This window comes from Candidatus Hamiltonella defensa 5AT (Acyrthosiphon pisum) (genome assembly GCF_000021705.1).
GTDB classification, from domain to species: domain Bacteria; phylum Pseudomonadota; class Gammaproteobacteria; order Enterobacterales; family Enterobacteriaceae; genus Hamiltonella; species Hamiltonella defendens.
Genome location: NC_012751.1, coordinates 1836564 through 1859879, shown reverse-complemented (window position 1 = coordinate 1859879; position 23316 = coordinate 1836564). Strand labels below are relative to the sequence as shown.

Genomic DNA, 23316 nt, shown 5'->3' with positions numbered 1-23316 from the left:
CTCTCACTATCAGTGTCCACTCACATTATCTGATAAATCATGAAAAAAGACGCTGTCCCCTTCGTCTAGAGGCCTAGGACACCGCCCTTTCACGGCGGTAACAGGGGTTCGAACCCCCTAGGGGACGCCACAGAGATGTGTTCAAAACTATCTTAAAAACAGCTTCAGTGTTTTCAAGAAATTGCTCTTTAAAAATAAGGGATAAGCAAGAGATTGTAAGTCAGAAACAATTTCGGGTTGTAAGGTTAAGTAATGAAGCGTACAGGGAGGATGCCTAGGCAGTCAGAGGCGAAGAAGGGCGTGTTAATCTGCGAAAAGCGACGGTAAGCTGATAAAAAGCGTGTTAGCCGTTGATACCCGAATGGGGCAACCCAGTGCAGAATATGCACTATCGTAATATGAATAAATAGTATTGCGAGGCAAACCAGGGGAATTGAAACATCTCAGTACCCTGAGGAAAAGAAATCAACCGAGATTCCCTAAGTAGCGGCGAGCGAAAGGGGAGGAGCCCGGAGTCACCATCTTTGCGCAATTAGGGGAATCGTTTGGGAAGACGAGCCATAGAGGGTGATGGCCCCGTACCTGAAAATTGCAGCAGAGTGAGCTCGAAGAGTAGGACGGGACACGTGATATCCTGTTTGAAGATGGGGGGACCATCCTCCAAGGCTAAATACTCCTGACTGACCGATAGTGAACCAGTACCGTGAGGGAAAGGCGAAAAGAACCCCGGGAGGGGAGTGAAATAGACCCTGAAACCCTGTACGTACAAGCAGTGGGAGCTTCGAAGCAATGAGAAGTGACTGCGTACCTTTTGTATAATGGGTCAGCGACTTATATTTTGTAGCAAGGTTAACCGAATAGGGGAGCCGAAGGGAAACCGAGTCTTAACTGGGCGATGAGTTGCAAGGTATAGACCCGAAACCTAGTGATCTAGCCATGTGCAGGTTGAAGATGTGTTAATCCACATTGGAGGACCGAACCGACTTATGTTGAAAAATGAGCGGATGACATGTGGCTGGGGGTGAAAGGCCAATCAAACTAGGAGATAGCTGGTTCTCCCCGAAAGCTATTTAGGTAGCGCCTCGTGGGTTTATCTTCGGGGGTAGAGCGCTGTTTTGGCTAGGGGGCCATCCCGGCTTACCAACCCAATGCAAACTGTGAATACCGAAGAATATGACCACGGGAGACACACGGCGGGTGCTAACGTCCGTCGTGGAGAGGGAAACAACCCAGACCGCCAGCTAAGGTCCCAAAGTCATGGTTAAGTGGGAAACGATGTGGGAAGGCTTAGACAGCCAGGATGTTGGCTTAGAAGCAGCCATCATTGAAAGAAAGCGTAATAGCTCACTGGTCGAGTCGGCCTGCGCGGAAGATGTAACGGGGCTAAACCATGCACCGAAGCTGCGGATGCGTGCAAACGCATGGTAGGGGAGCGTTCTGTAAGCCGAAGAAGACGCTCTGAGAAGAGTTTTGGAGGTATCAGAAGTGCGAATGCTGACATGAGTAACGATAAAGCGGGTGAAAAGCCCGCTCGCCGAAAGACTGAGGTTTCCTGTCCAACGTTCATCGGGGCAGGGTAAGTCGACCCCTAAGGCGAGGCTGAAAAGCGTAGTCGATGGGCAACAGGTTAAGATTCCTGTACTGAGTATTACTGCGAAGGGGGGACGAAGAGGGCTAGGCAATCCGGGGGCCGGTGGTCCCGGTTCAAGCGTGTAGGAGGATGAGCCAGGCAAATCCGGCGCATCTTGACTCTGAGGCGTGATGAGGATTGCCCTTATGGGGTAAGAAGTTGCTGATGCCGAACTTCCAGGAAAAGCCTCTAAGCAACAGGTAATAGTCAATCGTACCGAAAACCGACACAGGCAGTCAGGTAGAGAATACTAAGGCGCTTGAGAGAACTCGGGTGAAGGAACTAGGCAAAATGGTGCCGTAACTTCGGGAGAAGGCACGCTGGCGTTAGGTGAAAGGACATGCTTCTGGAGCTGAGGCCAGCCGCAGAGACCAGCTAGCTGCAACTGTTTATTAAAAACACAGCACTGTGCCAACACGTAAGTGGACGTATACGGTGTGACGCCTGCCCGGTGCCGGAAGGTTAATTGATGGTGTGAGTGTCAAAACAAAGCACTTGATAGAAGCCCCGGTAAACGGCGGCCGTAACTATAACGGTCCTAAGGTAGCGAAATTCCTTGTCGGGTAAGTTCCGACCTGCACGAATGGCGTAATGATGGCTAGGCTGTCTCCACCCGAGACTCAGTGAAATTGAACTTGCTGTGAAGATGCAGTGTTCCCGCGGCAAGACGGAAAGACCCCGTGAACCTTTACTATAGCTTGACACTGAATATGAAACCTTAATGTGTAGGATAGGTGGGAAGCGAAGAAGTGTAGACGCCAGTCTATGTGGAGCTGCTGTTGAAATACCACCCTTTGATGTTTGATATTCTAACTTGGTCCCGTTATCCGGGGTGAGGACAGTGTCTGGTGGGTAGTTTGACTGGGGCGGTCTCCTCCTAAAGAGTAACGGAGGAGTACGAAGGTCAGCTCATCACGGTCGGACATCGTGAGGTGAGTGCAAAGGCATAAGCTGGCTTGACTGCGAGAGTGACGGCTCGAGCAGGTACGAAAGTAGGTCTTAGTGATCCGGTGGTTCTGAATGGAAGGGCCATCGCTCAACGGATAAAAGGTACTCCGGGGATAACAGGCTGATACCGCCCAAGAGTTCATATCGACGGCGGTGTTTGGCACCTCGATGTCGGCTCATCACATCCTGGGGCTGAAGTAGGTCCCAAGGGTATGGCTGTTCGCCATTTAAAGTGGTACGCGAGCTGGGTTTAGAACGTCGTGAGACAGTTCGGTTCCTATCTGCCGTGGGCGTAGGAAGATTGAGGGGGGCTGCTCCTAGTACGAGAGGACCGGAGTGGACGCATCACTGGTGTACGGGTTGTCATGCCAATGGCATTGCCCGGTAGCTAAATGCGGGAGAGATAACCGCTGAAAGCATCTAAGCGGGAAACTTGCCCCAAGATGAGTCTTCCCCGCAAGAGATTGTGGTAAGGGACGTTAGAGACGATGACGTAGATAGGCTGGGAGTGTAAGTGCAGCGATGTATTCAGCGGACCAGTACTAATGACCCGAGAGGCTTAACCTTACAACACCGAAACTGTTTTAGAGCGCATGACTTGCTTATTCTGAAGAAAAAAAATATGGCTTGGCGGCCAAAGTGCGGTGGACCCACCTGAAACCATCCCGAACTCAGAAGTGAAACGCCGTTGCGCCGAGGGTAGTGTGGGGTTTCCCCATGTGAGACTAGGACACCGCCAGGCTCCTTACATAAGCAGCCAAAACATTTAAAGCCGGCCTTTCTGTTGACGACATACTTACTGAAAAGACATTTTTAGGGGTGTAGTTCAATTGGTAGAGCACCGGTCTCCAAAACCGGGTGTTGGGAGTTCAAATCTCCCCACCCCTGCCATGCTTAATATAAAAGTTCAAATTTCATCTCACCTCTTCAACTGTTTACAACACCTTTTACCCCTGATTGCCATTGAGGCTCCTGTTTTTCATACAATTAAAAACATCCAAAAAATACTTGAAATATCTTCCGACTTACTCATCTGACCTCAATAACATTGAGCACATATCTCCCCAAGCTAGAAAATGACAATGCAAATTTATGCCTAAATTATCCTGTTTTAAACCCTATGATATTCGTGGGCGCTTAGGTCAAAAACTCAATCAGCAGATCGCCTATCGGATTGGTCGGGCTTATGCCGAATTAACCCAAGCCAAAACCGTCGTCGTGGGTGGTGATGTGCATTTAAGCAGCGAAAGCCTGAAGTGAGCCCTCTCTCGCGGTTTATAAGAAGGGGGGCAATGTACTCGATATTGGTGTTTCTGGTACAGAAGAAGTCTATTTGCCATCTTTTCTCTTGGTATCGAGAGTGGTATTGAAGTCAATGCCAGCCACAATTCCATTGATTATAATGGGATGAAACTCGTGCAAAAAGGGGCTCGCCCTATCAGTGGCAATACAGGGCTCAAAAAGATCCAAGAATTGGCTGAATCAAATTTGTTCTCATCTCTTTCTCAAGGCAGCTATAAAAAGCCTCTCGACCATGACATTTCACTAATTTTCAATCGCGTTCCACAAGGCCTTAGAAAATCCCTGTCGCCGTTGCTTTCTATCAAAAAATCAGTGTAAAATTCAAATGCTTTAGGTTTGATTCCTGCAACTTTCTCCATTCATTTTCGTGACTGAAGAATCATGTTCAGTATTATCTTATCCTTAAGAGCTCTACGTAACATCAGTGATTAATAAACAATTAAAATGTCTATCGCCAGATGAATTTTTTGAAATTTATTTGTCTCTAGACGAACAATAAGAAGCATGTTAGATTCCACCAGCTGCGGTTCCATCATATCTATAAAAATCTGAGCGATTTATGTTATAAAAATCATTTATTAGCCCCTAAATGATATTAATGTTAACAGCATCAGATGAAATGTATAACTAGAGTTACATTTTTATTTGGATATTATTATCGGCCTGTTTTTTTCTTAACATCAGCACTTCCTTTCAAAACCCTAGCGAGGATTGTGTGTTTAAGTCTCTCTACGCCCAGCTAACGTAAGTGCACATAGAGTATATAAAAACGACCAGCGCGCTTCCCATAAAATACTGGCCACACAGAAAAATCGCATTCTTTATATTAGGTTTTAAAAGCAAGTCTAGTGACTAAAATGTGACCCGTTTGTTACATATCACATTTCGAACAGGCGGTTCACGCTGCTATACCATTCATGAACATACTTCAAAAATGACTTCACGCTATTAAGAACCCATCACTATGAATCTTACTGAATTAAAGAATACACCCGTTTCTGAGCTGATCACGCTAGGCGAAAATATGGGACTAGAAAACTTAGCTCGTATTCGTAAGCAAGACATGATTTTTTCCATTTTGAAGCAACACGCAAAAAGTGGGGAAGATATTTTTGGAGATGGGGTTTTAGAAATATTACAAGACGGCTTTGGTTTTCTCCGTTCTTCCGATAGTTCTTACCTTGCAGGCCCTGATGACATCTATGTTTCGCCCAGCCAAATACGCCGTTTTAATTTGCGGACTGGGGATACGGTTTCAGGGAAAATTCGCCCTCCTAAAGAAGGGGAGCGTTATTTTGCTTTATTGAAAGTGAATAAAGTCAATTACGACAAACCTGAAAATGCCCGCAATAAAATTTTATTTGAGAACCTAACGCCTCTACACGCAAATTCTCGTTTACTTATGGGGAGAGGTAACGGTTCAACAGAAGACTTGACTGCTCGAGTTTTGGATCTCGCCGCGCCTATTGGCTGTGGTCAACGAGGTCTCATTGTTGCCCCTCCCAAAGCGGGAAAAACTATGTTGCTTCAAAATATTGCAAGCAGTATTGCGTATAATCATCCTGATTGTGTGTTGATGGTGCTGTTGATTGATGAGCGTCCAGAAGAGGTGACAGAAATGCAACGCCTGGTCAAAGGGGAGGTCATCGCCTCTACTTTTGACGAACCTGCGGCGCGTCATGTGCAAGTTGCTGAAATGATGATAGAAAAAGCGAAACGTTTAGTTGAACATAAAAAAGATGTGATCATTTTACTTGACTCGATTACGCGTTTGGCTCGTGCATATAACACGGTCGTACCTTCTTCTGGAAAGGTATTAACAGGGGGTGTGGATGCCAACGCTTTACATCGTCCAAAACGATTCTTTGGAGCAGCTCGGAATGTGGAAGAAGGAGGCAGTCTTACCATTATTGCTACGGCATTAGTTGAGACCGGTTCTAAGATGGATGAAGTGATCTATGAAGAATTTAAAGGTACCGGGAATATGGAACTACATCTTTCTCGTAAAATTTCTGAAAAACGGGTCTTCCCTGCGATTGATTACAACCGATCTGGTACGCGAAAAGAAGAGCTGCTAACGACTTCTGAAGAACTACAAAAAATGTGGATTTTACGTAAAATTATCCATCCTATGGGTGAGATAGATGCTATGGAGTTTCTGATTAATAAGCTGGCGATGACAAAAACTAATGACGAATTTTTTGATATGATGAGACGTTCATAACATTTAAATTTTTTTCAAAAATTCATTAAAGTCACAAAGTAAAAAATCAGCTTATTTCTTATAGAGAGCGGTAAAAGTGAATTTATTTGTGTTCAGTGCACATCTTCTCAGCATCTTCTTTTTTTCTTTAGTTTGCCTGTTAGCTGCTCGAAAAGTGGCTAAATATATCGGGCTTGTGGATGAGCCGGATCATCGTAAACATCATCAAGGCGCGATCCCATTGGTAGGGGGAATCTCCGTTTATGCTGGTATTTGTTTTGCCTTACTTACTGCCGATCAATTTATCCCTCATGCGGGAGTTTATTTAGCTTGCGCTGGTTTGCTAGTATTTGTTGGGGTATTAGATGATCGCTTTAATATTAGTGTCAAAATAAGATTGTTCATACAATTTTTAGTCAGCGTTTTTATCATGTGTTTTGCAGGGCTTCATTTAAATAACTTGGGATTTATCTTCGGTTTTAGAGAATTAGGATTAGGTCCCTTTAGTTATATCATTACCTTGCTTTCTGTATGTGCTGCGATCAACGCTTTTAATATGATAGATGGAATAGATGGTTTATTAGGTGGATTATCCTGTGTTTCTTTTTTAGCAATAGGATTTTTGCTGTATCAAAAAAGTGAAATGGCATTAGCACTATGGTGTTTTTCCATAATTGTAGCTATCACCCCTTATGTTTTATTAAATTTAGGGTTACTGGGTGAAAAATACAAAATTTTTATGGGGGATGCTGGAAGTACCTTGATTGGATTTACCATAATATGGTTGCTTTTACAGACGACTCAGGGGAGTGGGCATCCAATTCGTCCTGTCACGGTATTATGGACCACTGCCGTTCCTTTAATAGACATGATTGCGATTACGTATCGCCGTTTACGCAAAGGAATGAACCCTCTTTTCCCTGATCGCCAACATTTACATCATTTGATGATGCGCTCTGGTTTCACCTCTCAACAAACCTTAACACTAATCATTTTTTTTGCTGCTCTATGCGCACTGATTGGGATCATAGGTGAGTTTTTTATACCTGAATGGATTATGTTTGCATTATTTTTATGCATGTTTTTTGTATATGGTTATAGTGTCAAAAATGCTTGGCGATTATCTCGTCTCATCAAACGCATCAATAAAGCATCTAAAATAAAAAAATAAACGAAAACCCCTATAATCTCAAGGGTTTGATTTTCAGAATTCAATTTACGTCTTTCTATCATTAAGAAAATTTTTTATTTTATTTTTTTCAGCTGCTTTAATGAGCTTCTCAAAATCGTTTGTATTTTTTTTGAAATGATCATCTACTTCTTTGTAAAGAAAGAAAATTTTTACAGCTTTCTCATCACCGTTTTTTACGGCAACATAAACAGCAGACTCTCCAGATCGATTTTTTGGGTTCAAATCAAACTGCTGTTCACACCCCTCAAGCAACCAGTCATCTAGATTTGTAGAATTTGTATTCGCTTCGTTTTTTCTTTGTTCTAGAACAGCATGCAAAACTAAAGGAAAAAGCGATTTTAACATTTGTTTATCGTTCTCGTTTTTAGCCATATTCCAAAGACTGTTAATTTGATTATTATCCATATTTATCGTTTTACTGCTGTTTTCTTTTTTATATTCTTTAAGAAATAACTTTATATTTTGTAAATTTTGGGATTTCAAAATTTGATCAAAATCGAATGTTCCTTTATTTTTATTCTCTATTTTTGTTAAAGAAAAAAGTCGCTGAAATAAAGAAACAACTCGATTCTTTATACCTTGCCATCCGTAAAATTTATTTTTTTCTGGTGTTGTTTTTGTTTTTGTTTTTGTTGTTAGTTCTGTTGATGGTTCTATTACTGCTTCTGTTAATGGCTCTATTTCTGTTTTTTCTGCTTCTGGCGATTTTATGGCTTTTTGGTTTCCTGATATTGTGATCTGTTTTAAATTTGATTGCGTTTCTGATGTTGATGGTACTTCTGATTTTTCTGTATTTTTAAATACTAATTCAAAAAGCATTTGACTCATTGGAATAAACCATGGTTGTTTTTGAAGTGAGGCACTCAACAATAGGTCAAATTTTAATATTAGTGATACCTCTTGTTTTTGTGGTACTTCTTTTTTTATTTGTAATACCCTTGTTTGAGAAGAGTTTTTGTTACATTTTTTTGGTCTGTGTAATTTTTCCCGGGGGAGTCTACGATATAATACCGGAGTATCCTTTTCCTTTTTTTTATTTTCTGTTTCTGTGTTAGGATCTATTTTCTCGTTCGATGATGTCTTTTTTTGTAAAATTTTATTATCAACCAAATTTCTAACCCTCAACACATTTTTACTGACAAAATCTGAAACATCGCTTTTATAAGTATTAACTTTTGAGTAATAATTACTAATATCATTAAATTTCATTTTTAAACCTTAATTTATTTTAAAAAGTTTGCTTTAAATTTAGTATCGTAATATTTTTTGATACAAAAGTGATTTTTTAAATCACAATTGATTTAAAATTGTAAAAATTTATTTTAATTTTAAATGAATAAATAAACTGTCATAAAAAGCTCAAAATTTGTTTTTTTTTGCCGCATTAAGAAGAAAAGATAAAACGAAAGTATTATTATTTTTTTAAGCCCACAGAAAATAACTATTATTTCGGTTCCCTTGCTTAATTAAAGGCATTATTCTCAGAACTCAACGATGCTCAGGCGAGTGAACAACCAAAATCCCCTTTTCTCCCCATTATCTTTTTTAAAAAGTACTTTAAGAATATAGTGGAATATCTTACTATAAGCTCAGTTTTAATACAGGCCAACGGCGACCTGTACTCATGTACGGCAAGATAAATTGTTCAAACTGATCAAGAGTCAAATTCGTTGGAGCTATTGATAGTACGGAGTTTTTATCATGGATTGAGTCCGTGCGACGTGAAAGTTGCACCACAGAAGTCCCTTGAAAAAGGGTAAGGTTGATCCGAAACCTTATTGCCACTTACTCGGTGCAAGAGGAGCAATTCTCTTGTGCTAAGCGAGAATGAAAGCCTAACTAAAGTATTAAGCTGAATAAGAAATAGGGGCTAGGCAAAATTGAAATGGGCTGAATAAAGTGAATCTCCGTGATTAAAATGTCGTCAGCAACGAAAACACGAAATCAGATGTGACGTGTTAAGGGGAAATTTAACGACAGTTAGAAACGGGTAAAGAAGAGTGTTCGTTCTTTACGACGGATCCCGTTCCCCGGCATAGAGGAGGCAGCCCACTCAATGTATCTTCATGGTGTGAAACACGGTAACCCCATTAATCTTTTAGTGTTGATGTAAATACTAAGAGACAGTGGGCATAAGACGTTCCAAAAAGCGAAGGCAATCAGCCGAAAGGCAACTGGAAATCATAACAGGATTGATAGAGGTAATTACTTTACTCTGAAAAGAGGCTGACGTGGAACGGGTGACTTACCCATATAATCCTTTACCAAGGTTATGAATTGATTTAGAAGAGTTAGATGCCTATGGCAAACGTAATAAATCAAAACTATGAACAACAACTGGAATGGCATGCTATTAACTGGCGTGTTGTGACAGCCATGATTAATAATCTAAGGCAAAGAATATATAGGGCTTCAGCAACAGGTGACTTAAAGAAAGTCAGAAATCTGCAAAAACTCATGATGAAATCAAGAGCTAACCATCTTCTGGCTATCAGGAAAGTCACTCAGGTCAATCGGGGAAAACACACGGCTGGAGTAGATAATCAGGTAATTAATGACCATAAAGGACGAGAACATCTTTATAAGTTATTAAGCCAAACAACTTCAGAAAAGGTTTATCCAGTAAAACGAGTTTACATAGCAAAAAAGAATGGAAAAAAACGCCCTCTTGGGATCCCAACCATTCTCGACCGCTGTAGACAAGCGATAGTTAAATCGGCGCTGGAACCTTATTGGGAAGCAAAATTTGAACCAGTCAGCTACGGATTTAGACCGGGGCGAAGTGCCCATGACGCAATACAAAAAATTTTCTGTATTGCCAGAGCACGAGGGACACGGCACTGGGTACTAGATGCAGATATTAAAGGCGCATTTGACAACATTGACCATAATTTTCTCATAAAAAAAATCGGGGGATTCCCCGAAAGAAACATGATTAAACAATGGTTACAAGCCGGTGTGCTGGAACATGGCAACTATATACCCAATGTTGCAGGTACTCCGCAAGGCGGGATTATCAGTCCACTACTGGCCAATATTGCACTCCACGGAATGGAGACCTTACTGGGTATTCAATACTGGAAAAACGGCACGCCAAAACAAGGGCAACCTTATGCAGTAGTTCGTTATGCGGATGATTTTGTCGTATTCGGTAAATCCCGTGAAGAGTGCGAAACTGCCAAAATAAAGTTGCAAATTTGGTTAGCTCAGAGAGGGTTAGCTCTTTCTGAAGAAAAAACCAGTATCAAACACTTGAAGGAAGGATTCGACTTCCTGGGATTTAATATACGACATTATGACAATCGCCACAGAAAACGGGGATATATATTGTTAACGAAGCCCTCAAAGGAGTCGATGAAAAGGTACAAACAGCAAATGAGAATGACCTGGAAAGGTATTATCGGTATGCCGACACAAGAAGGAATAAGACAACTGAATGCCAAGATAATAGGATGGTGTAATTACTATCGTATTGATTAGGTAAGCAGGCCGCAAGTGCCCACTCCCTCAAGAACCGTACGTGCGAGTTACCCCGCATACGGCTCACGCAACTTACTCACTTCAACATTTTTCCTTTTTTGCTATGTAATTGTCTGTGGCAATTAGCATGTAACAATCTTAGATTAGCCAGCTTGTTGTCACCCCCTTCAGCTTTAGGCTGAATATGATGAACATGCAATTGTTCACCATTGTCCAACTCTTGATCACAGAGAGGACAATAACCTTTCTGTCGCTTATAGAGGTTAACTTTGACACCGTAAATAAAAGGCTGTTTACGTGCCTGCCTATTACGCCAATAGTCACGCAATTCCGGATTGTCGGGGGAAGCATTTTTTGGAACTAGCCAATGACGCTGTATTTTTGTCCATGCATGCTTCCAAAGAAATCCACCGGTTGATTTATCCATAAATACTGAATAGTCTTCTCTACCTGGTATCTTGCCTAAGTAGTGTTTTCTTCGCCACCACCAGTGTTTATTGGGATGACGTCGATACAAATATCTACGTTGGCGGATCCACATCCATTGGTCTAATGCACTGAATGTTCTTTTTGAAGCACCAATACGATAGTAATTACACCATCCTATTATCTTGGCATTCAGTTGTCTTATTCCTTCTTGTGTCGGCATACCGATAATACCTTTCCAGGTCATTCTCATTTGCTGTTTGTACCTTTTCATCGACTCCTTTGAGGGCTTCGTTAACAATATATATCCCCGTTTTCTGTGGCGATTGTCATAATGTCGTATATTAAATCCCAGGAAGTCGAATCCTTCCTTCAAGTGTTTGATACTGGTTTTTTCTTCAGAAAGAGCTAACCCTCTCTGAGCTAACCAAATTTGCAACTTTATTTTGGCAGTTTCGCACTCTTCACGGGATTTACCGAATACGACAAAATCATCCGCATAACGAACTACTGCATAAGGTTGCCCTTGTTTTGGCGTGCCGTTTTTCCAGTATTGAATACCCAGTAAGGTCTCCATTCCGTGGAGTGCAATATTGGCCAGTAGTGGACTGATAATCCCGCCTTGCGGAGTACCTGCAACATTGGGTATATAGTTGCCATGTTCCAGCACACCGGCTTGTAACCATTGTTTAATCATGTTTCTTTCGGGGAATCCCCCGATTTTTTTTATGAGAAAATTATGGTCAATGTTGTCAAATGCGCCTTTAATATCTGCATCTAGTACCCAGTGCCGTGTCCCTCGTGCTCTGGCAATACAGAAAATTTTTTGTATTGCGTCATGGGCACTTCGCCCCGGTCTAAATCCGTAGCTGACTGGTTCAAATTTTGCTTCCCAATAAGGTTCCAGCGCCGATTTAACTATCGCTTGTCTACAGCGGTCGAGAATGGTTGGGATCCCAAGAGGGCGTTTTTTTCCATTCTTTTTTGCTATGTAAACTCGTTTTACTGGATAAACCTTTTCTGAAGTTGTTTGGCTTAATAACTTATAAAGATGTTCTCGTCCTTTATGGTCATTAATTACCTGATTATCTACTCCAGCCGTGTGTTTTCCCCGATTGACCTGAGTGACTTTCCTGATAGCCAGAAGATGGTTAGCTCTTGATTTCATCATGAGTTTTTGCAGATTTCTGACTTTCTTTAAGTCACCTGTTGCTGAAGCCCTATATATTCTTTGCCTTAGATTATTAATCATGGCTGTCACAACACGCCAGTTAATAGCATGCCATTCCAGTTGTTGTTCATAGTTTTGATTTATTACGTTTGCCATAGGCATCTAACTCTTCTAAATCAATTCATAACCTTGGTAAAGGATTATATGGGTAAGTCACCCGTTCCACGTCAGCCTCTTTTCAGAGTAAAGTAATTACCTCTATCAATCCTGTTATGATTTCCAGTTGCCTTTCGGCTGATTGCCTTCGCTTTTTGGAACGTCTTATGCCCACTGTCTCTTAGTATTTACATCAACACTAAAAGATTAATGGGGTTACCGTGTTTCACACCATGAAGATACATTGAGTGGGCTGCCTCCTCTATGCCGGGGAACGGGATCCGTCGTAAAGAACGAACACTCTTCTTTACCCGTTTCTAACTGTCGTTAAACTTCCCCATAACACGTCACATCTGATTTCGTGTTTTACTTGCTTACGACATTTTAATAACGGAGATTCACTTTATTCAACCCATTTCAGTTTTGCCTTGCCCCTATTTCTTATTCAGCTTAATACTTTAGTTAGGCTTTCATTCTCGCTTAGCACAAGAGAATTACTCCTCTTGCACCGAGTAAGTGGCAATAAGGTTTCGGATCAACCTTACCCTTTTTCAAGGGACTTCTGTGGTGCAACTTTCACGTCGCACGTGCTTCAAAAAGAACATTCAGTGCATTAGACCAATGGATGTGGATCCGCCAACGTAGATATTTGTATCGACGTCATCCCAATAAACACTGGTGGTGGCGAAGAAAACACTACTTAGGCAAGATACCAGGTAGAGAAGACTATTCAGTATTTATGGATAAATCAACCGGTGGATTTCTTTGGAAGCATGCATGGACAAAAATACAGCGTCATTGGCTAGTTCCAAAAAATGCTTCCCCCGACAATCCGGAATTGCGTGACTATTGGCGTAATAGGCAGGCACGTAAACAGCCTTTTATTTACGGTGTCAAAGTTAACCTCTATAAGCGACAGAAAGGTTATTGTCCTCTCTGTGATCAAGAGTTGGACAATGGTGAACAATTGCATGTTCATCATATTCAGCCTAAAGCTGAAGGGGGTGACAACAAGCTGGCTAATCTAAGATTGTTACATGCTAATTGCCACAGACAATTACATAGCAAAAAAAGGAAAAATGTTGAAGTGAGTAAGTTGCGTGAGCCGTATGCGGGGTAACTCGCACGTACGGTTCTTGAGGGAGTGGGCACTTGCGGCCTGCTTACCTAATCAAAGGCCGACTTCATCTTTTCCTTCGTTTCTGTGCTCTGCGTTTTTTGGTGATTTCTATTTATCCATGTATTTTCATCTAATATTATTAAAGCGTCACCCGTACTCATAGGGATAAACGGCGTAATCGGTTCATCATAGTATATTTTACCGGGATGTCGTGCTTCCAGATTCTCCCTTTTTATATCCGCCGCTCGCTTTAATTTTAATGTTTTTTCATCTAATATTTTTTTTCTTTTTTTTTCTAATATATTTATTATCGATTCTGTATTTTTGATTTCGGTTTCGCTTGTTGTAGTTTTTAATGGATTTTTAAGATCAGCCAGATCTTTTTGTAAAAGTTTAATACGATTATCAATCAAGCGAATCTGTTTTTGTTGAACTACATTAAACTTCTTAAGTAAAAAATTAAATTTTAAGTCGCTGATGTTATTGGCATTAATTATTTTATTTGCAATATTAGATTTCTGGGTTTTTAGAAATTTATAGTGAATTTTTAATTCTTCTTGAGTTGTGAGTTTTTCAGTATTGGAAAACATTTTATTTATTCTAGGCATAATGCACTCTTACTTTGATTGAAATAAATTTTGTAATTTGATTTAACATCAATCAAATCTGATCTTCAAATAGAAAGAATTTAAAGTTAATAAATTCAGATATTGTATTTCTTTTAATAAAAAAAAGGTCAAGTAATCTTTCTTTAATCAATTTTTTGTAAATAAATTACTTCAAATCTTAAGTGCACTTTTTTATATATGCCTTTTTACTGTTACTGACTTATCCGTCATGGAGGAAAAAGCATGAAATTTATAGGGATTTAAGGAGAAGGTAAATGGGGTCTAAACCATCAAAATAGTCGCCCCCATCTTGGGTGAACCCTGGGTACAGCATCATGCTGGAAGAGAGTGTAAAAAAGGGGGAGGAGGGAGAAAATCAAAGATTGAAAAAAGCACTGAATTTCCTGATTTTGAGCAAAATCACAAGTCATAATAAAATTTAACTCATTGTTAAATCACATTTAAAATATCGTATTTTACGCCGCAGGTCATGATAACGCAAGTCTTCTATTCCTAAAGCGTTACGCACACGCTGAAAACCAGCGGTGACAGAGCGGGGATGATAGGGAAAAATCAATTCGCTGGTTTTGGGCTGGCGCTGCACTATAGCCCAGGCTTCTCCGAGCAGTGGTACCAGCATGTGATTACCCGATTTTTTGCTCGGGTCTTTTCTGTCTCTCACCAGTACCGCTTTTTGTTTCTCGTCCACATCCTCCCACCTGATTTTGCGCACCTCACCCACCCGCATGCAACTTAGTATTGAGAAGTTCAGAATATCAACGAAGGGGATTTTAGCGGCAACGTGAGCGCTTCGTGCTTCCAGTCTTTCCAGCAATCTATCCAATTCGTCACTTACCGGGCGGCGGCTACGGCGTTTGGATTTTCCTGTCAGCCCCATCTGGAGCAGGAGTGGCCTTGCATCGGTTGCGGGGTGGGTTATGTAGTCGATACCGTAGACAGGTTTGGCAGAAGCTAAAACAGAAGATAGGTAACTCACATCGTGGTTAGCTGTGGATGGACCGGCACCAGCACCGTTTCTCTGGCGGCAATGCTCGATAACATGGCTGGTTGAAAGGTCTGTCAGTAAAGTATCAGCTATATCGCAATCCAGCAGCATATTGAGCACATAACGCTTTGTGCGGCCAGCTTTGCCGCCAGGATTTGGATCGTTGATATAACGTTTTAACAGGTTACCAACAGTCATTTTGCCTATGTCGTTGCTATTGGGTACACCATTTTCTTCCAGTTCGGCTACGCGTTTTGCACCCCAGGTTTTGGCTTGAGCCAATTTGCCAAAGGTTCGCGTTTCGCGGTGTAGATGTTTGCCACCTTCTTTCACGCCAGCAGTTCAGCGGTACCTTAGAGTACCGTCAGCACGCGGACGTTTTACCATGTTATAGTAAGCCATACTTCTGCCAATTCCTGTATCCCGTATCCCCTATCCCGGTACACCATTGATCTGGTGTACCCTATGGTGTACTGATAAAGCAAAAATACGACATAAAAAATGCACGAAAATAAAGAATCCCATAACCCGCGACAGAACAGCGAAAACAGTGGCATAGCTCCAAAATATTTCTCCCACCGATTTTGCGTTGCGCCCATGCTCGATTGGACCGATCGACATTGCCGGTATTTTCATCGTTTATTAACAAAAAACGCCTTTCTATATACAGAAATGGTGACTACAGGCGCACTCATTTATGGTCAAGCAGACTACCTTGACTATAGTGAAGAAGAACAACCTGTTGCATTACAGCTGGGGGGGCATAATCCGTTTGAATTAGCTCAGTGCGCACAATTAGGCGAACAAAGAGGTTATCAGGAAATTAATTTAAATTTGGGATGCCCCTCTCCTCGGGTCAAAAAAGGCGCCTTCGGAGCCGCTTTGATGCAAGATATTGAACAAGTTTGTGTTTGTTTGAAAGCGATGTGTGACGTGGTTTCAATTCCCGTGACCATCAAAATCCGTATTGGTGTAGATGAGCAGGATAGCTATGAATTTTTGTCTCAATTTATAGAAAAGATTTCCCGTGAAATTGATACTGTGATTATTCATGCTCGAAAAGCCTGGCTTTCTGGATTGAGTCCAAAAGAAAATCGAGAAATACCTCCATTAGACTATCCTCGGGTTTATCAGTTAAAAAAAGATTTTCCAAAGTTAAATATTGTGATCAATGGGGGGATCTCTACACTAGAAGAAGCGAAACAACATCTGCAATATGTAGAAGGTGTGATGATTGGCCGAGCCGCTTATCAAAACCCAACCCTTTTAACTCAGGTTGACTCTGAGCTTTTTAATGCACAAGACCCTCTAATCGATATTACCGCTTCAATCAAAGCATTTTATCCCTATATTGAACAAGAATTATCTCGTGGCACTTTTCTGAAACATCTGATTCGACCTATGTTAGGCTTATTTCAAGGCTGTGCAGGTGCCCGACAATGGCGTCGTTATCTCAGCGAAAATGCTTATCAATCAGGAGCAGATGTTTCTGTGATTGACAGAGCGTTATCTTTTGTAGCACCTCATGCTTAGAGCTCTTTCAAAAACGACCTGGAGTGTAACTCCAGGGCCTGTGTATCCCGTCTGAATCTGATCAAAGCACCATAATACCCATTAAAAATGAACCCATTGCCCAGAAAGCATCGGATTTTCAGAGGCAAAATCAGGAACAAAACGATCAGTGCCTTGAGCCTCAGGGTCTTGAGGAATGACAGCGGAAATACTCTGAATAAGTTGCTCAATGTTCATACTATGTTCACCGAGCATGACTTTCGCAATGGACTCACTCACGTCTTGCAGAATAATTTCATCTTGCTTTTCACGGTTGGCTTTTTTCGATATGAACAGATGAAGATCTTTTCCCTCGTTTTTCCATTGATACTGGATGTTCTCTAACGTCACCTGATTTAATGTTAATGTATTCTCTCCTTCTTTATCCTGAATGATGGCTTTCACCTGATCGTCAGCAGGGAATTCCGCGTCACCATCGCGATAGGTGTAATCATAAAAATCATCCCCTTTCCCTCCATTTGCGTGATCGATACCACGACCTAATTGAAACATGTCATCACCATCATGTCCGTGGAGTTCATTCTTGCCCTGCTCTCCATCCAGGGTTTTACCGGTAAGGCTGTGATTGATCAGAGCGTCATCGCCTAAACCGCCTTTGATGTGTCTTGCTGCCCTGCTTTTATCCACGACTACGTCATCTCCTGCCTGAGCAAAAAACAGGTGCGGTAAATTTTCTGCATCTGTGATAAGGATCACATCACTACTTTCTGAGGGGATGACTTTTGCTTTAGGTTGCCCGATATAAGGCTCATCAAAATCATCAACATCTATATCGTACACGCCATTTGAGGCATCTCTGATTTTGATGTGGCGATACTTTTCTCCCTTCATAAAATCGATCAAAACAATCTCTAACGCTTTCTGTGAATCGTACTCCAGCCTGGAGCGTAGAATAATGTCATCGCCTTTTCGAATGGGTTGAGTCATCTGATCAATGTTCATGGGAAGAATGATTTCATCTATTTCTGGCTTTGATTGATCGTCTTGATTGTCGATCACTACTGTTCTGGGTATTTTTCGATCATCGAGGCCTATTTCATACACGTCTTGTCCCGGGTTTCCTATTAAAAAGTCTGCTCCTCTGTAACTGAAAAAAATATTCGCTTCTTCATTACCTTCCATTTTATCGTTAAAAGGTGTGTCACTCAGAATCAGATTTTGTTCCTTGGTGAGGACAATTTCGTTCTCTCCTACTTTGATGATATCTGGGCTTTGGCCTGAACCAGTCTTAAAAAGGATATTGACTTGATCAGGCGGTGTTTTTTCAAAATAGTCTTGATGATTGAGATCATGTAAATAGTGATATTGCACATTAAATATCCCTTCAAATTCTTCTTTTTGTTCCAGTTTATCAGGCCACTGTGGGGTCATCAACGCGCCATCCTGAGTATAAAAAATCGCATTTTTATCTAAAATGAGCGCCGCAGACTCTTGAGAGTCCTAGCGATATAACGATCTCAGGATTAACGTGGTGTAAGTGGTGTTGGCATTTTTAAGCAGTATGTTCAGATCGTACTCGTTTCCTCTTTCATCAAGACGGATCGATTCGATATCTCGCAATGTATAATGCAGATAAATATCACTACATTCATTGCTTTCTTCTACTATGATCACTTTCGCATCTTTTGGTTGAGAATGATTTAAAATGTTAAAGGTGTCTCGTCCTTTAGATCCTGTCGCCTGACCAGATTCTAAATTAAAAATATCTGCAAAATGACCGCCTTGATATTGCTTGTTTCCTGTCCCCGGGAAAAAATGATTTTTTTTATTGAGATATCCTGTTGCCTTATCATTTCCTCCACCCAAATCAAAGACGGCGCTACTGTCTTCTTTCGGCTTTAAAAACGCCGAGAACGAAGCACATAATTCTGATCTACCGAGAAGCACATAATTCTGATCTACCGATAGGCTGGTCTTTAATAAAATGGATATCATCAGATAGCTGAATCACCTTGGTCCTGTTTTTTATGGTTTTTGTTAAAGTTTTATTGACTGGGTCAATCAAGGCCGGCTGATGAGAGGCTTGATCATAATCAACGCTATATATCGCATCAAATTTCAGGTGAAATGGTATGTTTCCCTGCTCCAGAGGGGTCTTTATAAAAGCAGGAAAACGAGGTGCCAATAATAACCCGTCGTCTGTAATGAGGGTAAACCTGTTGCTCAAAACAAGTAACGCTTCGTTTTTGGTATCTAAACGGTAGACATCTTTTATTTTTATAACAGTTTCGCTGTTATTTTGATTATCCATTGAAAGCACAAGATAAAACGAATCCCCCTCTCGTAATAATTCCATTTTTTTGAGCTCGTTGAAATCGTAATTCAGCATTATGTAACTGAACTCTCCGGGTTGATCGATGATATCCACCGTAAATCTATCGACTACGTCCGGATTGATATACGGTCTTTTAAGGACGCTGCGAACAATACAATACGTATCCGTTCCAATTCCTCCCATCGCAAGGCCGTTCTGTAGCGTTAAAATGTCATCGCCTGCGTGTGCACTGATACTCCCCAGCTGATTTTTAGGAAGAATTAACACATCATTTTGATCTGAACCATTAAGGTCATTAGAATGAGCAGGTTCAGTGATCAATGGCCAATTCGGGAAAGACGCTCTTTCGAGCTGCTCAACAAGAGAAGAATTTTCTGATAATTCATTGGCATTAACCACATCATCTGACTCAGTGAATCGAACGAAATCGTAATAACAATAGGGGCTCTCATTTTCCTGGTAATGCGTGACGAGAGTGCCCTTCCCTGGATTTGGCTTCATTTCATTGATCATTTTTGTATAAATATGTTTTCTTTCTTCTACTTCTTCAGGATGAAAATAACCCGGTAGATTAGAATGGTCATAAATATTTTGCTTTCCGTTAAAAAAACTTTCAAAAGAAGGAGGCACCCTTCCTTTGGTGTGGTTGTTCGTGAAGTAGGTGAGCTCTATATAATGCTTCTCTTGTAAAATGAAATCCGATGTCACATAAAAATAGTCACTGGCATGGATATTTTGCAGTAAATTGAATGTTTTATGGGCCTTTTCAGCTACTTGTATATCAAATTTTTCTTTTAATATTTCTCTCGTTTTCTTTTCAGTGAGCCTGTTTTGTGTTTCAGGTGTTGGATGATTCATTAAAGAGATATAAAGACCCTCTCTTACTTTTTCGGCAGTGCTTAACCTGATTTCTTTTGAGATCAGATTCACCATACTGATAGAAGAATACACCTTGGCTGCCAGAGCCATTGAGATGGACAATCCTAATGTCCACGCGCTTAACAGCATGCCTGCAACACTCATTTTTGGCATAAAAACAGCGCCCAAAGTGCTGATGGCTACGACTACACCGCTGGCCAACTGAATAGACTGAAATCCTCCCTGTACCATCAAGTCCGTTTTTTTATCCGCATTTTTTTCAGTAGAAGCCTGATTAAAACAGTCATAGGTGAAATAAATATCAAATACCACGCCAATAAAATTTAAGGTATTTACCGCAAAAGCGCCTACAATCAACCCTCTCATTTTTGAGGCTTGGGCCGACATTTGAATGCCTTTTGGGACAGCATTCCCCTGTAATTTTATTTTTGTGGCTGCACTCATTAACGTTCTGGAAATATTCGAGCCTTTTTGCATCTCCTTCATTCGATGATAAAAAGTGTATTGCATCCCATCCACCACGAAATTAACCGTCAGATTGATGGCTTGCATATTTTGATATTTGGTCAGTTGAGATTCTTCTTGGCTCTTCTCCTTCTTTTTGCCGAAAAGAACAAAATATTTTATATAGTCGATCATAAAGTCTATTGTTGAGCCTATTTTCATGACTTTGAAAGTCGTGCCCATACGCTGATCAATTTGTCTGAGCTTCTCTTGTTTTATTTTTTGCGACGCATTCCTGGATACCGTGTTGGGCTTTGTCTTTTTTACGGGAGAGCCTGTTGTCTCAGGTTTGCTGGTGGTTGGTTCTGGATTGACTGAAGAGGAAAGCGGATGCTTGATTTCTGCTGAAACGGTAATAGGAAGACTCTTTGGTTTATCAACGACTTGTTGAGGATCGGATGATAATGAAAGTGCGTGAAACGCTCTGAGCGCGATTTGTAATTCAGACGCGGTATCAGAGACCTCTGTCAATGCGGGCTGGAGTGGTAATATTGAAATATGATAGCGATTATTTTCTTTTCTAAAGCCATAATATTCACCGATGGTTGGAGCATTCTGATTTAACGGGTTGATTTTTTGATTGAAATACTTTTCTAAAACCTGTCCGAGTATTCGAGAGGCCGCCGGGTTTTTATTCACACTGATTTTTAATTCACCGATGTTGGGGTCATACAGGGTGTAATGCCATTGCTTTACTGAATCTTTAACACTCACCATTAATGAGCCGCCTGTTTTTGAATATAAGAGGTAATCACCTGGCTCTATTAAGGATGTAAAAGAATAATCTAAAGCAGGGCGGTTCACATTTGCCTGTGTTAACTTTAAGTGATGGAAACGAAGATCAAACTCCTCTAAGCCTCTCAGGCCAGATGAGTCAATCAGGCCTCTATGTCTTTGCTGTTGAAGTGCCGCCCTGGCCTTTAAAAGAGTAAAAAATTTTAACCGCGCGTTTTCACCCATTTGGCTCGCATGATAATAAGCCCATATCAGTGCTCTTGCGTTTAATTGTGCACCTGGAATTTCTGGAATATAAAAATTTTGTGGAAGCATTTTGAATGAACCGCCATATATCGCACTCCATTCTCGTAACGCCAGGCTGACATTCCGTTGCACTTCAAACCTGCGTTCCAGAGCATCCAATGCCTGAGAACCTTTAAAAGAAAAGGGGAAATCTATTCCCTCTAAGCTCAAAATATGAGCGCCAAAGCGGTTTAAAATTTCAGGATCAGTGATATGTAAAAGTAATTTTTTGGTGTCTAAAGTGCCTTTCATGCTCTGAAAGAAACTGGTCAAATCTTTCCATTGATTGGCATTGAGATGATTAAAACTCAGTTGCTTTGACTTCAGTGCTTCTAACAGTGCAAAAACGCGAAGGCCTTTTTCTATCAATGGCTCAGTGACTTCATTAGGGATGCGGGCAGAAATACCCTGTTCACGGAGCGACAAAATCAATACACTGTTAAATTCTTCTGTATTGTCTATATTGTCACTGACAACGCTGATGTTTGCAGGATTAGGTTGATGATTAAGCTGTAACTCTTCTTGTAGACTTGAAGTCAGAGCGGTGATGACTTCTGCTAAATTTGTGGCGGAATATCCGCCGACAAATTGGCCTTTTCTTTCTCCCACTATCCACCAGTTTAATGATCGGTTTAAAATGGTTTTATCACCAAACGCTTCGTATTCTCCTTCTCTTGTGAGATTAATAAGAAGTAGATTTCCTGTGCATTCATTGGCGATTTTTTGCGCGATTTCAGTGGATTTCCATTGATAATCCAATTTTAAAATCACATGCCCTACAAGAGCATTCTCAGCTGTCTCTGGACCTGGCCTGAAATGGGGTGCCCGCCCTGCAAGAATATTCATTTCCATTTCTTGAATAAGGGTGTCGATATTTACGGTTGACCAAAGTTGGTCAGCGATTGTTTTTTTAAATTTTGAGGTACTCTGAGGTTCTGTGGGAGGCTTTTGAAAGTAACCAATGGTTTCTTCTTTTTCTGTACCTGCTTTTTCTTGATGAGTGACACGATACACCACTTTCGCATATGTCGCCCGTTTGGGCATTTGAGCATGCGATACTAAAACATTACTTTGTAAAATGGAGTGTGATTTTAAATGCCGAATTTGCTCAGAAGTCAGTTTTGTGAGAATTTTAACTGTGGCTTCTATTTCTTGCCTACCATCATCGATGGTCTTCGTCTCTAAATTATCTAGCCTCGCTTCAAGTGGAGAAATGATGATTTTATCGGTAAAATTAATTTTAAAATTTGCCCCAAGAGCCAATGGAGCAATATCGGCGCTGGTCTGCTGTAGATGATCATGAGGAATAAAAAGATTTTTTTTATAAAAAACCTGATAAATGATTTCGTTATCGAAACCCGGTAACTTAAATTTACTGTCACCAAAACCATACCGGTCTAATATTTGCATTTCTCGGGGATTAAGACCTGAGATCTTAAGTTGAAATCCAATCATTTTACGATCAGTAGATTGATAGTTACTCTCATCATAAATAGGATCAACTCGCGCATAGCTCCTCATATTCCTTAAAATAACAGGCACTTTTCTACCAATATCATCCATATTTAATGGCCTGTTTATTATCAAAGATTTTTGGCCAGGTTCTTTCAGACCCACTATTTTTAATTCACAAGGCGGGGTATTGAGCATTTTATTGAATACATCATGGACAATTTCAATGCTTTTTTCGTCAATAAAAGAGGTTAGATCCGCTGTTGAAATATCTTTTGTAGTAATCGCATCAATATAAGGAGAAATAAATTCATTTAAATTATTTTGAATACTTGAAAAAATCTGTTTTTTAAAAAAAAACATTTTATCTAA

General features: G+C 40.8%; 11 protein-coding genes, 2 tRNA genes, 2 rRNA genes and 2 pseudogenes. 10 read left to right on the top strand and 7 right to left on the bottom strand.

The features are described from left to right. Nucleotides 1-54 precede the first annotated feature (54 nt). The 7 genes and pseudogenes from HDEF_RS09135 to wecA all read left to right on the top strand — a co-directional run bounded on the left by HDEF_RS09135 (nucleotide 55) and on the right by wecA (nucleotide 7254). Nucleotides 55-130, top strand: a tRNA-Glu gene (locus HDEF_RS09135). Between the two features lie 113 nt (nucleotides 131-243). Next, a 23S ribosomal RNA gene (locus tag HDEF_RS09130) occupies nucleotides 244-3145 on the top strand. 59 nt (nucleotides 3146-3204) lie between these two features. Then, nucleotides 3205-3320, top strand: a 5S ribosomal RNA gene (rrf, locus tag HDEF_RS09125). 73 nt (nucleotides 3321-3393) lie between these two features. Beyond that, nucleotides 3394-3469: transfer RNA gene (locus HDEF_RS09120), tRNA-Trp, on the top strand. Nucleotides 3470-3670: 201 nt separating this feature from the next. After that, nucleotides 3671-4198: pseudogene (locus HDEF_RS11775) on the top strand (hypothetical protein). A 646-nt stretch (nucleotides 4199-4844) separates the two neighbouring features. Continuing rightward, on the top strand, nucleotides 4845-6104 hold the full coding sequence (gene rho, locus HDEF_RS09110; protein ID WP_015874358.1) for a transcription termination factor Rho: 1260 nt from the start codon (nucleotides 4845-4847) through the stop codon (nucleotides 6102-6104). A 76-nt stretch (nucleotides 6105-6180) separates the two neighbouring features. After that, nucleotides 6181-7254 carry a UDP-N-acetylglucosamine--undecaprenyl-phosphate N-acetylglucosaminephosphotransferase gene (gene wecA, locus HDEF_RS09105; protein WP_015874357.1) on the top strand — a complete coding sequence of 358 codons (1074 nt, stop codon included), beginning with the start codon at nucleotides 6181-6183 and terminating at the stop codon, nucleotides 7252-7254. Between the two features lie 45 nt (nucleotides 7255-7299). Here the strand turns inward: wecA and HDEF_RS12635 are convergent, their stop codons facing one another. Continuing rightward, a complete protein-coding gene (locus tag HDEF_RS12635; RefSeq protein WP_015874356.1) occupies nucleotides 7300-8484 on the bottom strand; it encodes a hypothetical protein in 1185 nt (394 codons plus the stop codon). Between the two features lie 1086 nt (nucleotides 8485-9570). Here HDEF_RS12635 and ltrA (HDEF_RS09095) point away from each other — a divergent pair. Further along, nucleotides 9571-10755: a group II intron reverse transcriptase/maturase gene (ltrA, locus tag HDEF_RS09095; RefSeq protein WP_015874338.1), complete on the top strand. Its 1185-nt coding sequence runs from the start codon at nucleotides 9571-9573 to the stop codon at nucleotides 10753-10755. Between the two features lie 76 nt (nucleotides 10756-10831). Here the strand turns inward: ltrA (HDEF_RS09095) and ltrA (HDEF_RS09090) are convergent, their stop codons facing one another. Next, on the bottom strand, nucleotides 10832-12514 hold the full coding sequence (gene ltrA / locus HDEF_RS09090; protein WP_012738021.1) for a group II intron reverse transcriptase/maturase: 1683 nt from the start codon (nucleotides 12512-12514) through the stop codon (nucleotides 10832-10834). A gap of 619 nt (nucleotides 12515-13133) precedes the next feature. Here ltrA (HDEF_RS09090) and HDEF_RS09085 point away from each other — a divergent pair. Beyond that, entirely contained in the window at nucleotides 13134-13628 is a 495-nt protein-coding gene (locus HDEF_RS09085) for an HNH endonuclease (RefSeq protein WP_015874355.1), read from the top strand. A gap of 47 nt (nucleotides 13629-13675) precedes the next feature. Here the strand turns inward: HDEF_RS09085 and HDEF_RS12765 are convergent, their stop codons facing one another. Both HDEF_RS12765 and HDEF_RS09075 read right to left on the bottom strand, forming a co-directional pair. After that, complete coding sequence (locus HDEF_RS12765; RefSeq protein ID WP_015874354.1) at nucleotides 13676-14236, bottom strand: hypothetical protein; 561 nt, start codon at nucleotides 14234-14236, stop codon at nucleotides 13676-13678. Nucleotides 14237-14711: 475 nt separating this feature from the next. Then, nucleotides 14712-15575 (bottom strand): annotated as a pseudogene (locus tag HDEF_RS09075) (tyrosine-type recombinase/integrase); the annotation flags it as partial. A gap of 168 nt (nucleotides 15576-15743) precedes the next feature. On the opposite strand from HDEF_RS09075, the gene dusA reads away from it, so the two are divergent. Continuing rightward, nucleotides 15744-16775, top strand: coding sequence for a tRNA dihydrouridine(20/20a) synthase DusA (gene dusA, locus HDEF_RS09070; RefSeq protein ID WP_015874352.1), 1032 nt, complete (start codon nucleotides 15744-15746; stop codon nucleotides 16773-16775). Between the two features lie 81 nt (nucleotides 16776-16856). On the opposite strand, the gene HDEF_RS09065 is transcribed toward dusA, so the two are convergent. From HDEF_RS09065 to HDEF_RS09055, 3 genes are all read right to left on the bottom strand, one after another. Continuing rightward, on the bottom strand, nucleotides 16857-18185 hold the full coding sequence (locus HDEF_RS09065) for an RTX-family protein-25 (RefSeq protein ID WP_015874351.1): 1329 nt from the start codon (nucleotides 18183-18185) through the stop codon (nucleotides 16857-16859). Between the two features lie 69 nt (nucleotides 18186-18254). Beyond that, nucleotides 18255-18701, bottom strand: coding sequence for a hypothetical protein (locus HDEF_RS09060; RefSeq protein WP_015874350.1), 447 nt, complete (start codon nucleotides 18699-18701; stop codon nucleotides 18255-18257). Continuing rightward, nucleotides 18688-23307, bottom strand: a complete 4620-nt coding sequence (locus HDEF_RS09055; RefSeq protein ID WP_015874349.1) for a hypothetical protein — start codon at nucleotides 23305-23307, stop codon at nucleotides 18688-18690. The genes HDEF_RS09060 and HDEF_RS09055 overlap by 14 nt, the downstream gene beginning before the upstream one ends. Nucleotides 23308-23316: the final 9 nt, after the last annotated feature.